The following is a 13,035-nucleotide window of genomic DNA, read 5'->3' as shown; positions in this document are numbered from 1 at the left end:
ACGTGCGGGAGGCCCGGTCCGGTGGCCGGTGGACGGCGTCAGTCATGACTCCGCGTAGGGGCGGCGACAGCCCTGCGCCTATGGTTGCTCCAGCACTCCAGGATCACCCTGCCCCTCGAAGGACAGCGATGCCCGCCAACAAAACCGGCTCTTCTCCCAAGAAGAAGGGCCGACGTCTCCGCCTGATCGTGATCGCAGTCGTGCTGCTGCTCGTGGGGGGTCTCGGCTTCGGCACGTACTGGAGTATCAGTACCGTGCGGGCCTCTTTCCCGGAGACCACGGGGTCGCTGCAGCTCAAGGGGCTTTCCGATCCCGTCCAGGTCAAGCGCGACGGTAATGGCATACCCCAGATCTACGGCGACTCACCCGAGGATCTGTTCCGCGCCCAGGGCTTCGTCCAGGCCCAGGACCGCTTCTGGGAGATGGACGTCCGCCGTCATATGACGGCCGGTCGGCTCTCCGAGATGTTCGGTTCCGGCCAGGTGGAGACCGACGCGTTCCTGCGCACCATGGGCTGGCGCCGGGTGGCGCAGCAGGAATACGACACCAAGCTGTCGCCGTCGACGAAGAAGTATCTGCGGGCCTACTCCGACGGCGTCAACGCCTACCTCAAGGATCACGAGGGCAAGGCGCTGTCGGCCGAATACGCGGCGCTGGACTTCAAGAACGACGGCTACAAGCCGGAGAAGTGGACCCCGGTCGACTCGGTCGCCTGGCTCAAGGCCATGGCCTGGGACCTGCGCGGCAATATGCAGGACGAGGTGGACCGTGCCCTGGCGTCGAGCCGGTTGAGCGCCAAGCAGATAGAAGAGCTGTACCCGTCGTATCCGTACAGCCGGAACAAGCCGATCGTCCAGGGCGGCGCGCTCGACGAGGTCACTGACGAATTCGACCCCAAGGCGACGTCGACGGGCACAGCGGGCGCCACGGGCGGCGCGGCGGGATCCACCGGCGCCGCGAGCGGGGTGGGCGGAGCCACCCAGGGGCTGCAGAGCCGGCTCACGTCGATGTCGAAGACCCTGGAGAAGGTTCCGGCGCTGCTCGGCCCCAACGGCAGCGGCATCGGCTCCAACTCGTGGGTCGTCTCCGGCAAGTACACGACCACCGGCAAGCCGCTGCTCGCCAACGACCCGCACCTGGCGCCCCAGCTGCCGTCCGTCTGGTACCAGATGGGCCTGCACTGCAACCAGGTCAGCAGCAAGTGCCCGTTCGACGCGGCGGGCTACACCTTCTCCGGGATGCCCGGCGTGGTCATAGGCCACAACCAGGACATCAGCTGGGGAATGACCAACCTGGGTGCCGACGTCAGCGACCTCTACCTGGAGAAGGTCACCGCGACGCACTACCTGTACGACGGCAAGCAGGTCCCGTTCCGCAGCCGTGAGGAGACCATCAAGGTCGCGGGGGGCAAGAACCGCACGATCACGGTACGCAGCACCAACAACGGGCCGATCGTCTCCGACCGGGACGACGAGCTGACGAACGTCGGCAAGAGCGCACCGGTGGGCAGCGGGGCCGACGATGTGGCCCCCGACCGCGGCGACGGCTACGCGGTCGCCCTGAAGTGGACCGCCCTGTCCCCGTCCAACAGCATGGACGCGGTCTTCGGGCTGAACTCCGCGCGGAACTTCGACGACTTCCGCAAGGCGGCCCGCGACTTCGCGGTCCCCGCCCAGAACCTCATCTACGCCGACACCAAGGGCAACATCGGCTACCAGGCGCCGGGCAATATCCCGGTGCGCAACGAGGGCGACGGCCGCTACCCGGCGCCCGGCTGGGACTCGCGCTACCGGTGGTCGAAGTTCATTCCGCAGTCGGCGCTGCCCTGGGAGTACAACCCCGACCGCGGCTACATCGTCACCGCCAACCAGGCCGTCATAGACAAGAAGAAGTATCCGTACCTGCTGACCGACGACTGGGGATACGGCGCGCGGAGCCAGCGCATCACCGACCTGATCGAATCCAAGATCAAGGACGGCGGGAAGATCTCCACGGATGACATGCAGTCCCTGCAGACGGACAACAGCAGCGAGGTCGCCAAGGTGCTGACGCCCTATCTGCTGAAGATCAACGTCAAGGACCCGTTCGTCCGTGAGGCCCAGAAGCTCCTGGAGGGCTGGGACTACACCCAGGACGCCGACTCGGCGGCCGCCGCGTACTTCAACTCCGTCTGGCGCAACACCCTGATGCTCGCCTTCGGCGACAAGCTGCCCAAGGAGCTGCGGGTCAAGGGGCAGTGCCTGCGGGTGCGGCCGGCCGGGGACTCCGGTCCGCTGGAGGATCTGGACGGCAACACCCGGCTGGTGCGCGAATGCGGTACGCGCGACGCCGACCAGGCCCAGCCCGACGGCGGCGACCGCTGGTACGAGGTCGTACGGAAGATCATCAAGGAGCCGGGCAACGACTGGTGGAAGACCGCCGGCACCCGCAACCACCCGGGCGCGACCAACCGGGACCAGCTCCTCGCCCAGGCCATGAAGAACGCGCGCTCCGAGCTGACCGCCAAGCTGGGCAAGAACATCAACACCTGGAGCTGGGGCCGGCTGCACCGGCTGACGCTGAAGAACCAGACGCTGGGCACCGAGGGCCCGGGGGTCGTCCAGTGGATGCTGAACCGCGGCCCGTGGGACCTCGCGGGCGGCGAGGCGGCGGTCAACGCGACCGGCTGGAACGCGGCGGGCGGGTACGACGTCACGTGGGTGCCGTCGATGCGGATGGTCGTCAACCTCGACAACTTCGACAAGTCGCGGTGGATCAACCTCACCGGCGCCTCCGGCCACGCCTACAACGCGCACTACACGGACCAGACCGAGAAGTGGGCGAAGGGCGAGCTGCTGCCCTGGGCGTTCAGCAAGACCGCGGTGGACAAGTCCACCGACGATCAGCTGGCCCTCACCCCATGAGGCGCCTGAGGCGCCCCTGAGGCCGTAGACGGCCCGCTGCGGGCCTCTCCCGCCCCCGGCCAGGGGAGGGAGCCCGCGAACCATCCGGCCCCGCCGGAGGCGCCTTCGGGCGCTTCCGGCGGGGCCGCCGCTTTGCCGGGCGGGTGTCAGGTGAACCGGTGCCGGCCGGGCGTCAGGTGAAGCGGTGCGCCCCCGAGGGCGTCACCGCCGCGTGCACCGGCCGGTCGTGGGGTTCCGCCGGGACCGCGTCCAGCAACTCGCCCTCGTACAGCAGCACCACCAGCGCGGGGTCGGCCCCGGCCCGGGCCAGCCGGGCCAGTACCCGGTCGTACGAACCGCCGCCGCGCCCCAGCCGCATGCCGCGCCGGTCCACCGCGAGCCCGGGCAGCAGGACCGCGTCCACCCGGGTGACCGCCTCCGGGCCCAGCCGCGGCCCGCCGGGCTCCAGCAGGCCCCGCCCGGCGCGCACCAGTCCGTCCGGGCCCTCGTCCGCGGCCCAGTCGAGATCGTTGTCCGGCAGCAGGACGGGAAGCAGGACCCGTACGCCCCGCGCGCGCAGCGCGTCCCGCAGCGCGCGCGTACCGGGCTCGCTCCCCACCGAGACGTAGGCCGCCACGGTGTCCGCCCGGGCCAGCTCCGGCAGCTCCAGCGCGCGACACGCCAGCGAGGCCGAGGATGCCTCGATGTCATCCGCCGTCAACCCGGACCTCATCGTCAGGAGGCGTCTCCGCAACGCGGGCTTACTAACGTCAGTGGTGCTCATCGAGTGCACATACTTCCTGTCTCATGTCATATTCACCGTATCCTCATCAATCGCCCGAAAGGCAACGGATAAGGTTCGGGACATGACTCAATCGCGTACTCGGATCAGCAAGGCTGTCATCCCTGCCGCGGGCCTCGGAACCCGCTTCCTCCCGGCCACCAAGGCCACCCCGAAGGAGATGCTGCCGGTCGTCGACAAGCCGGCGATCCAGTACGTCGTCGAGGAAGCCGTCACCGCCGGCCTGTCCGACGTTCTTATGATCACCGGTCGCAACAAGCGGCCCCTGGAAGACCACTTCGACCGCAACTACGAGCTCGAAGAGGCTCTGACGCGCAAGGGCGACGAGACCCGCCTCGCCCGCGTCCAGGAGTCCAGCGACCTGGCGACCATGCACTACGTCCGGCAGGGCGACCCCAGGGGCCTCGGCCACGCCGTGCTGTGCGCCGCCCCGCACGTAGGTGACCAGCCCTTTGCCGTCCTCCTCGGCGACGACCTCATCGATGCCCGCGACCCGCTTCTGGCCCGCATGGTCGAGGTACAGGAGCAGCACGGCGGCAGCGTCATCGCCCTGATGGAGGTGGATCCCGCGCAGATCCACCTCTATGGCTGCGCCGCCGTGAAGCCCACCCTGGACGAGGGCGTCGTCCAGGTCACCGGACTGGTCGAGAAGCCCGACCGGGCCGACGCGCCCAGTTCCTACGCGGTCATCGGCCGCTATGTGCTGGATCCGGCCGTCTTCGACGTGCTGCGCCGCACCGAGCCCGGCCGCGGCGGGGAGATCCAGCTGACCGACGCGCTCCAGGCGCTCGCCGCCGATCCGGACCTCGGAGGCCCGGTGCACGGCGTCGTCTTCAAGGGCCGGCGGTACGACACAGGCGACCGTGGAGACTATCTGCGTGCCATTGTCAGACTCGCGTGCGAACGTGAGGACCTGGGCCCGGACTTCCGGGAATGGCTTCGCAGTTACGTCACCGAGGAGATGTAGCACTTTGAGCAGCACCGCGGCACGGGCCGCCGATCAGGGCACGGGCGAGGGCCGGGACCGTCACCGGGTCTGGTCGGTCGCCGAGCACCTCGACGACATCCTCGGGCACATCCACCCGCTGGACCCCATCGAGTTGCAGCTGCTGGACGCCCTGGGCTGCGTCCTGGTCGAGGACGTCACCGTGCCCGCAGCCCTCCCGCCCTTCGACAACAGCGCGATGGACGGCTACGCGGTCCGCACGGCCGATGTCGGGGCGGCGACGGGGGAGCACCCCGCGGTGCTGACGGTCGTCGGGGACATCGCGGCGGGCAGCGGCGAGCTGCCCGCCGTCGGCCCGGGCGAGGCCGCCCGCATCATGACCGGCGCGCCGCTGCCGCCCGGCGGCCAGGCCGTCGTCCCGGTCGAGTGGACCGACGGCGGCCTGGACAACGGGCCCGTCAGCGGCATGCCCGCCCGCAGTACGGATCCGCGCGGCGGCAGCGGCCTGGTGCGGGTCTTCCGGCCGGTCCGGGACGGGCAGCACGTGCGCACACGGGGCAGCGACGCGGGGGCGGGGGAGCTGGCGCTGAGCGCCGGTACGGTCCTCGGGGCGACGCAGATCGGGCTGCTGGCCGCGATCGGCCGCGCCACGGTCAGGGTCCGGCCGCGGCCCCGCGTCGTGGTCCTGTCCACCGGCAGCGAGCTGGTCCAGCCCGGTGAGGAGACGGGCCCCGGCCGCATCTACGACTCCAACAGCTACCAGCTCACCGCCGCCGCCCAGGAGGCCGGGGCGATCGCCTACCGGGTGGGCGCGGTCGCCGACGACGCCGAGACGCTGCGCGCCACCGTCGAGGACCAGCTGAGCCGCGCCGACATCGTCGTCACCAGTGGCGGCGTCAGCGTCGGCGCGTACGACGTGGTCAAGGAGGCGATGCACGAGGTCGAGTTCCGGACCCTGGCCATGCAGCCCGGCAAGCCCCAGGGCTTCGGGCGCGTCGGCCCCGACCGGGCCCCGCTGCTCGCCCTCCCCGGCAACCCGGTCAGCTCCTACGTCTCCTTCGAGCTGTTCGTCCGGCCGGTGATCCGCACCATGCTGGGCGCGGGCCCGGTCCACCGCACCACCGTGCGGGCGGTCTGCCCGGACGGGATCGCGTCCTCGCCGGAGGGGCGGCGCCAGTTCCTGCGGGGCTGGTACGAGCCGTCGGCGGTGGCGGGCGAGGCGGGCACGGTCGCCCCGGTGGGCGGCTCCGGATCGCATCTGATCAAGGCCCTGGCCCGGGCCAACGCGCTGATCGTGATCCCCGAGGAGGTGGCCGAGGTCGCGCCGGGGGCCGAGGTGGACGTCGTCCTTCTCGCCTAGCCGGGGCCTACGGCGGGTACGGTGTCGTCGCACAGAGCCACCTGGCCCGGACCGGGAGAACGATGAGCAGCGCCCAGGACCATCTCACCCATATCGACCCGGCGGGCGCGGCGCGCATGGTCGACGTCTCGGCCAAGGACGTCACCGCGCGCACCGCCCGCGCGAGCGGCCGTGTGCTCGTCGCGCCGCGCGTCGTCGAACTGCTCCGCGGCGAGGGCGTCCCCAAGGGCGACGCCCTCGCGACCGCCCGGATCGCGGGCATCATGGGCGCCAAACGCACCCCGGACCTGATCCCGCTGTGCCATCCGCTCGCCGTGTCGGGCGTGAAGGTCGACCTCACGGTCGCCGACGACGCGATCGAGATCACCGCGACCGTGAAGACCACCGACCGCACGGGAGTCGAGATGGAGGCCCTGACGGCGGTCTCGGTCGCGGCCCTGACGGTGATCGACATGGTCAAGGCCGTCGACAAGGGCGCGGTCATCACCGACGTACGGGTGGAGGAGAAAACGGGCGGGAAGTCCGGCGACTGGAGCCGGGAATGACCGCCCCCACCGCCCCGGGCGGCGCGCCGCGGTACCGCGCCCTGGTCGTCACCGCCTCCAACCGCGCCGCCGCCGGGGTCTACCCGGACAAGGGCGGCCCGCTGATCGCCGAGGGGCTGACCACGCTCGGCTTCGCGGTCGACGGCCCGCGCGTGGTGCCCGACGGCGACCCGGTGGAGAGCGCGCTGCGGGACGCGGTGGCCGCCTCGTACGACGTCGTGGTGTCCACCGGCGGCACCGGCCTCACTCCGATGGACCGCACCCCCGAGGCCACCCGCCGGGTGCTGGACTACGAGATCCCCGGCATCGCGGAGGCCATCCGCGCCGAAGGGCTCGCCAAGGTGCCCACCGCGGCGCTCTCCCGGGGGCTGGCCGGGGTCGCCGGAACGACCCTGATCGTCAACCTGCCCGGCTCGACCGGAGGCGTCCGCGACGGTCTCGCGGTGCTCGGGCGGCTCCTGGTGCACGCGGTCGACCAGATCCACGGCGGCGACCACCCCCGGCCCGCCGATGCCACCGGTCCCGCAGGGAGCGCGAGCTGAACGCGCCCTGGCCGGTCGTGCTGGCGGACGGTGACACGATCCTGCGCCCCATAAAGCTGCGCGACCAGCGCGCCTGGCGCGAGGTCAACCAGCGGAACCGGGAATGGCTGCGGCCCTGGGAGGCGACCATCCCGCCGCCCGCGCCCGGCGGCCCCCTCACCCAGCGGCCCACCTACCGGCAGATGGTGCGCCATCTGCGCGCCGAGGCGCACGCCGGGCGGATGCTGCCGTTCGTCATCGAGTACCAGGGGCGGCTGGCCGGGCAGTTGACGGTCGCCGGGATCACCTGGGGCTCGATGTGCTCGGGCCATATCGGCTACTGGGTCGATCAGGCGGTGGCCGGCCGCGGCGTCATGCCGACCGCGGTCGCGCTCGCGGCCGACCACTGCTTCCGCGTCGTCGGGCTGCACCGCATCGAGGTGTGCATCCGGCCGGAGAACCTGCCGAGCCGCCGGGTGGTGGAGAAACTCGGATTCCGCGAGGAGGGGCTGCGGCCGCGCTATCTGCACATCGACGGCGCATGGCGCGACCATCTGGTCTTCGCGCTCACCGTGGAGGAGCTGTCCGAGGGACTGCTCGCCCGGTGGCACCGGACCCGACCAGGGGCATCGCAGAAATAAAAACTTTGTTCGATTACATTGGGCACATTCCCAGCCTGGTCATCCCAACAATCACAAAAAACTTTCGAGATATCAGCCAGATCGTGCGACACACCGCGCCAATTGGCGGATGGCCTCATGCGGACCCCTCTACCGTGTGAGCGTGAGCAGCAGTGGCCTCATCTACGCAGTCATCGTCGGGGCCTGGGCCGCCTATTTGGTGCCGATGTGGCTCCGTAGGCAGGACGAGCTCAATGAGGCCCGTCCGACGGAACGCTTCAGCACCGCCATCCGGCTGCTGTCCGGAAGGGCGGGCATGGAGCGCCGTTACGCCAAGGGGCTAGAGGACCGAGAGCGCCCGGGGACCCCGGATGACCTGGCGGTACGCACCGCGCAGGACGCGGACGCCCCCGACGCCGGGGGTCGCTCCGCCGACCCCGAGCGCTCCGCGGGTCCGGAGCGCTACTCGGCCGACCCGGAAGCCGTCACCGACGCGGTCGACGTCCGGGCCTTCGCCGAACCCGTGACCTTGCTCGCGCCCGCTCCCGCGGGTCCGGACGCGCCGCCGGTGGACGAGGTGGCCGCGGCCCCGGCCGCCCCGACCGGGGGCAGCGCGCTGGATCGCGGGCGGCGCGCGCGGGTGCTTGCGCGCCGTCGCCGCACCACCGTGATCCTCTTCGTCGCCTTCACTCTCGGCGCGGTCGTCGCGGCGGTCGGCGGACTCGCCTTGCTATGGGCCCCGGCCCTCCCGGCCATACTGCTCAGCGCGTACATCGCCTATCTGCGCGCCCAGGAGCGCCGCCGCTTCATCTTCACCATGGACCAGCGCCGCGCCGAGCAGGCCGCGCAGCGGCTGCGGGAGCGCCGCCCGCGCACCCATCCGCCCGCCGACGGGCCCGCCGCCGATGACGGCCCCGCCGACCCGCCTGCCCCCGCCGAGGCCGAGCCCGCCGCCGCTCCGGCCGCGTCCGCGCACGCGGCCGGGCGCCGTGCCCTGGTCGAACAGACCGATCACGCGGAGTGGGTGGACCAGGAGCGCGAGCGTGAGCGCGGTCCGGCCGCCGGGGAGGGCTGGGAGCCGGTGCCGGTCCCGCTGCCGACGTACGTCACGGCGCCCGTCGCCCCCCGCGCGACCGGCAGCGTCGACCTGGCCGCCCCCGACGCCTGGAGCTCCGCCCGCTCCAGCACCGTCGACCCCGTCCCGGCCCAGGACCCGGCGCCGCCCGCCGAGCCCGGCGCCGGCCACGGCTCCACGGCCCCGTCCCGCGCTTCCCGGGAGCGCGGCCGCACCCCCCTCTTCGACCAGTACGCGGACGAGGACCGGCCCCGCGCCGCCAACGAGTGACGTGCACTCCATTGACCAGCGGGGAACGGATTTCCAAGCACCCCGCAGGGGATGCTAGAGTTTCACTCGTTGCAAGGGCCTGTGGCGCAGACTGGTAGCGCACCTCGTTCGCATCGAGGGGGTCAGGGGTTCAAATCCCCTCAGGTCCACCGCAGCTCAAAGCCCCCGCCGGGGAAACCTGGCGGGGGCTTTTTGGTGCCGTACAGCAGCGAAGTACAGCAACTACTTCCGACTCTTCCGATCTTGCTTGCCCAGGTGCTTGCCGAGCCTCCGCAGCGCCTTGCGGGTGGCCTCGGACGGGACGTGCGTGTAGATCTCCATGGTCACCGCGATCTTGCTGTGCCGGAGGATCTGCATCGCGATGCGCGGGTGCACGTCGAGTGCGGCGAGCAGCGACCCGCAGGTGTGACGCGTGTCATGCAGCCGGATCCGACGGATGCCCGCCTTGGAGGACCGGTCGGCGAACGAGCGGTTGAAGTTGCGCGGCTCGATCGGGGTTCCGTAGCGGGTGGTGAACACGAAGTCCGAGTCCGTCCACAGCTCTCCGGCCGTTTGCTTGGCCGCTTCCTGCTCCTTCCTGCGCACCTGGAGAGCGGCGACGCAGATATCGGGAAGCGGCAGGGTGGCCGTTGAAGCTTCGGTCTTGGTCTCGTCATGCACCAGACGCCGACGGATGCGTTGAAGCTGAAGCTGCACCGTGACCTCCCCGGCATCCAAGTTGACGCCCTGCCAGGTGAGCCCGAGCACTTCACCGCGTCGGAACCCGAGGACCAGGACCAGCACCCACGCCGCGTAGAGCGGATCACGGGCGGCGCTGGCTGCTTCGAGGAACTTCCGGGCCTCCTCCACGGACCAGGGGTCACGCTTGACCTTCCGGGCGGACCGCACCTTGACCAGGCCCGCGACGTTCTTCGAAATCAGCTCTTCCGTCATGGCGTTGGTGAGCGCGGAACGCAGGACGGCACGGGCGTCCTGGACCGTACGGCGGGACGGGGCCCGATCGCAGCACCGGCCGACCGCGCAGCAACGCGGCTCTTCGCGCCGGGCATCCTTGCCCTGGGCACAGCACTGGCACTGTTCGAGCAGATCGTTGACCCACGTCCGGATGTCCCGCACGGTGAGCTTGTCGATGCGCTTCTGGCCGAGGCCGGGCGCGATGTAGAGCCGGACGTGCATCGCGTAGGTCTCGGCCGTCTTGGGCTTCAGATCAGGCTCCACGACCTCCCGCAGCCAGTACGCGAGGTACTGCTCAAGTGTCGGCACACTGGTGGCGACAGGCCCCTTCTTCGCTTCCGTGTGGAGCTTGATCCACTTGTCGTGAACCTCGGTGCGCGTCTTGCCATAGACGTACTTGCGCTTCTTCCTGCCGTCCGGGGTGGTGACCCAGGCGTACGCGGCGAAGCCGTTCTTGTAGGGGTAGATGGACCCCTCTCCGTTTCCGCGCTTGCCGCTCATGCGGACCACCTCTCGGTCTCGTCCTGGACGCAACGGTTGACGTACTCGTCCACCCAGTCCGGGAGGATGCGGCGGTTGCGGCCGATCTTGACCGAACGGATCTCACCGGTCAGGACGAGCATCTTGGTCTTGGAGAGGCCGAAGCCGAGCATGTCGGCGACCTCGGCCGTGGTGTGCCACTTGCGCGGTATCGCGGTCGTGGTCATCCGGTGCGTTTTCCTTCCGTGCCGGGGGAGGGGCGGTCATGACCTTGGGGACGGTCACAGCCAGGGGTCTCCTTCTGTCTTGCGGCGTGCGGTTTCGTCTCGGGCTTGGGCCAGGTCGTGGCGTACCTGGGCGGCGAGGAGTTCTTCGCCGGGGCGGTATCCGGAGGTCAGGTATTGCCAGTGGGAGACGACGAGGGTGGTCTCGTCGTCCAGCTCGGGCCGGTCGTCGGCGGCGGCGCGGGCTTGCTGGGTGCGCCAGTTGCGGCGGATGTCGCGGAGCGCGCCGAGGGTGGTGGAGTAGCGGCGGGATTTGCTGGAGAAGTGGCCCCGGAAGCCGAGCATGTGGGCCCACTTCCAGAGCTTTAGGTCCGCGAATTCCGGGAGGTGTCCGAGGTTCCAGGCGGTGCGGATCATCTGGCGGACGTGGCGGTGCACGCGCAGATCTGCGATGGGCTCGGACTGGCCGGTGCCGTCGCAGTGGTCGCACAGGTCCCGGAAGCCGTCCGGCCCGCGCTGGTAGCCGCGTCCGGCGCAGTGGGTACAGCGCAGGGAGTGATCCACGGTGCCGGAGTCCTCGGCGCTCTTGGTGGCGTACTTGGCGACGTAGGCGGCTACCTTCTGATCGGTCAGTTCGCCGTCCCCCAGGGCCGCGATTTCGCGGATGTCGATCTGATCGCCCCAGGTGAGTTCGCGTTCGCCGATGGCGCCGGAGGCCACGGTGAGCACGGCGCGTTCACGCGCTTCCTTGACCGCGTGGGTGAGCGCGTCAGCGGTGGCCCACTGGGGTGGAGGCTGGTTGCTGCCTTCGGGGCCGTCGAGGCGGATCACGGCGTGGAAGTGGACCAGGCCGCGCTGCTGGTACTCGGCAACCTTGGCGAAGGAGACGCGCACGGCTGCTTTCAGCGCTTTCTGGGTGATGCCGAGGTGGGCGGCCAGTTCGCGGCGCAGGTAGGTGGTGAAGCGGGCCCACAGGGCTCCGGCGTGGGCGTTCCACAGCACGGCTCCGGCGTAGTCGTAGGTGGCCGGGGACAACGGCGTGCCCAACGCGGGGTCATCGGGGCCGTGGCGTTCGCCGCAGCGGCAGGCCAGGTTCTCGCCCGCATCGGTGGTGAGCCGGTTGTGAACCGGCCCGAAGGACGGCGCCGTGAGGGTAACGAACAGGCGCGGGTGGGTGCGGACGGTGTCCGGCACGTTCTTGCCGCCGGAGAGTCCGGCCCGGATCAGGTGGTAGGTGTCGGCTGCGTACAGGCGTGAGCAGGACGGGCAGCGGGAAGAGCGGCGGTTGCCGCAGGCGGTCAGCAGGCGTCCGGTGGGTTCGTCGGCGGTGCTGTACGAGCGGAGCACGGTGTCCGTCGCCGCGTCCCGGGTCTCAGTGGAGCCGACGAGCTGCACGGGCCGGGTGCAACCGCGGATTCGGTTGATCTGGTCGTGGATGCGGTCGAAGTTGGGGTGGTGGGCGAGGTGGATGAGGTCCCGCAGGGCCAGGCTTGCCACGTGGCGCAGGTCCAGGGGGGCTTTCACGGTGACGCGTCCTTTCGGGGGAGAGGGCCCCGAGCAGCACCAGGCCAGGGGAGGGGTGCTGCTCGGGGCATGGCGGACCGAGCCCGGTGGGGGCTGGGGGTCTGGGTTGCCGGAACGGCCGGCGGGGGGATCAGGCGGAGAGCTGGGCGTGTGCGGCGGTGGCCAGGGGCAGCGCGACGCCGAGGCGGGTCCGGAGCTGGGCCGCAGTGATGGGCTCGCCGTGTTCGGCCTTGTGAGTGTCGGCGATGGTGCGGGCCGCCTTCAGCAGCGGCGCGGGCACGGCGACCGCCGGAGACATGTCCGGCTTGGGCGTGACTGGGGTCGCTACTGGTTCGGGGGTCGGAACGGGCTCAGGCTCGGGAGCCGGGGCGGTCTCAGCCGGGGCGGTGTGAGCCACGGCGTGGAAGTGGCGCAGGAGCTGCGGACCAACTGCTCCCCAGCCCAGCAGGAGGAGCGGAGCGACCGCGTCCACGGCGGCGCGGCCGTAGTGCTCGGCGACGATGGGTTCGGCGATGTTGAGGGCCAGGGTCAGCAGCCCGGACAGGTGCATCAGCCGGGTAGCGGCCTTGATCTGCTCGGCGGGGACGCCGCGCAGGGACAGGTAGCGCAGGGCTACCAGGAGGCCGACAACGGACAGGTCCACCATGGGGGCGATCAGCGGAGCGATCGGGCTGGGGACGCCGAGGCGGAGGGCCAAGGCCCAGACGTTGCCGAAGGAGAAGACGAAGGCCAGGGCCGCGATGATGCCCATGACCACGGTCACGGTGCGCTGAGTGATCCGGTCCTCAGACATGGGGGATTCACCTCCTTCCGGGTGTCGGGATGATCGAGC

Annotated in this window: 12 protein-coding genes and 1 tRNA gene; 8 read left to right on the top strand and 5 right to left on the bottom strand. The window is 70.7% G+C overall.

The genetic code is table 11. From position 1 onward, the window contains the following. Nucleotides 1–128: 128 nt before the first annotated feature. Nucleotides 129–2,903 (top strand): penicillin acylase family protein, encoded by a 2,775-nt coding sequence (locus tag ACFZCY_RS11365; protein ID WP_391171303.1) that lies wholly within the window; start codon nucleotides 129–131, stop codon nucleotides 2,901–2,903. Between the two features lie 172 nt (nucleotides 2,904–3,075). On the opposite strand, the gene ACFZCY_RS11360 is transcribed toward ACFZCY_RS11365, so the two are convergent. Continuing rightward, the gene (locus ACFZCY_RS11360) at nucleotides 3,076–3,666 is read right to left on the bottom strand and encodes a 5-formyltetrahydrofolate cyclo-ligase (RefSeq protein WP_391171301.1); all 591 of its coding nucleotides are present in this window, start codon (nucleotides 3,664–3,666) and stop codon (nucleotides 3,076–3,078) included. An 82-nt stretch (nucleotides 3,667–3,748) separates the two neighbouring features. On the opposite strand from ACFZCY_RS11360, the gene galU reads away from it, so the two are divergent. From galU to ACFZCY_RS11325, 7 genes are all read left to right on the top strand, one after another. Further along, the gene (galU, locus tag ACFZCY_RS11355) at nucleotides 3,749–4,651 is read left to right on the top strand and encodes a UTP--glucose-1-phosphate uridylyltransferase GalU (RefSeq protein ID WP_361487364.1); all 903 of its coding nucleotides are present in this window, start codon (nucleotides 3,749–3,751) and stop codon (nucleotides 4,649–4,651) included. A 4-nt stretch (nucleotides 4,652–4,655) separates the two neighbouring features. Beyond that, a complete protein-coding gene (gene glp / locus ACFZCY_RS11350) occupies nucleotides 4,656–5,990 on the top strand; it encodes a gephyrin-like molybdotransferase Glp (RefSeq protein WP_391171299.1) in 1,335 nt (444 codons plus the stop codon). Nucleotides 5,991–6,052: 62 nt separating this feature from the next. Then, entirely contained in the window at nucleotides 6,053–6,535 is a 483-nt protein-coding gene (moaC, locus tag ACFZCY_RS11345; RefSeq protein WP_391171298.1) for a cyclic pyranopterin monophosphate synthase MoaC, read from the top strand. After that, nucleotides 6,532–7,077 (top strand): molybdenum cofactor synthesis domain-containing protein, encoded by a 546-nt coding sequence (locus tag ACFZCY_RS11340; protein ID WP_391171296.1) that lies wholly within the window; start codon nucleotides 6,532–6,534, stop codon nucleotides 7,075–7,077. Before moaC ends, ACFZCY_RS11340 begins: the two co-directional genes overlap by 4 nt. Beyond that, a complete protein-coding gene (locus tag ACFZCY_RS11335; protein ID WP_391172123.1) occupies nucleotides 7,074–7,697 on the top strand; it encodes a GNAT family N-acetyltransferase in 624 nt (207 codons plus the stop codon). Before ACFZCY_RS11340 ends, ACFZCY_RS11335 begins: the two co-directional genes overlap by 4 nt. A gap of 142 nt (nucleotides 7,698–7,839) precedes the next feature. Next, complete coding sequence (glpR, locus tag ACFZCY_RS11330) at nucleotides 7,840–9,021, top strand: gephyrin-like molybdotransferase receptor GlpR (RefSeq protein ID WP_391171294.1); 1,182 nt, start codon at nucleotides 7,840–7,842, stop codon at nucleotides 9,019–9,021. A gap of 75 nt (nucleotides 9,022–9,096) precedes the next feature. Further along, nucleotides 9,097–9,170: transfer RNA gene (locus ACFZCY_RS11325), tRNA-Ala, on the top strand. Nucleotides 9,171–9,243: 73 nt separating this feature from the next. On the opposite strand, the gene xerC is transcribed toward ACFZCY_RS11325, so the two are convergent. The 4 genes from xerC to ACFZCY_RS11305 form a co-directional block, all read right to left on the bottom strand. Next, nucleotides 9,244–10,476, bottom strand: a complete 1,233-nt coding sequence (xerC, locus tag ACFZCY_RS11320; protein ID WP_391171292.1) for a tyrosine-type recombinase/integrase — start codon at nucleotides 10,474–10,476, stop codon at nucleotides 9,244–9,246. Further along, nucleotides 10,473–10,682, bottom strand: coding sequence for an excisionase family DNA-binding protein (locus ACFZCY_RS11315; protein ID WP_391171290.1), 210 nt, complete (start codon nucleotides 10,680–10,682; stop codon nucleotides 10,473–10,475). Before ACFZCY_RS11315 ends, xerC begins: the two co-directional genes overlap by 4 nt. Nucleotides 10,683–10,736: 54 nt before the next feature. Then, the gene (locus ACFZCY_RS11310; RefSeq protein WP_391171288.1) at nucleotides 10,737–12,203 is read right to left on the bottom strand and encodes a replication initiator; all 1,467 of its coding nucleotides are present in this window, start codon (nucleotides 12,201–12,203) and stop codon (nucleotides 10,737–10,739) included. Nucleotides 12,204–12,333: 130 nt separating this feature from the next. Then, entirely contained in the window at nucleotides 12,334–12,996 is a 663-nt protein-coding gene (locus ACFZCY_RS11305) for a DUF2637 domain-containing protein (protein ID WP_391171287.1), read from the bottom strand. Nucleotides 12,997–13,035: the final 39 nt, after the last annotated feature.

It is taken from the genome of Streptomyces sp. NPDC007983 (assembly GCF_042958345.1).
In the GTDB taxonomy this organism is placed as follows: Bacteria; Actinomycetota; Actinomycetes; order Streptomycetales; family Streptomycetaceae; genus Streptomyces.
The sequence above is the reverse complement of the archived record's forward strand: the minus strand, read 5'-3'. Positions and strand labels throughout refer to the sequence as shown.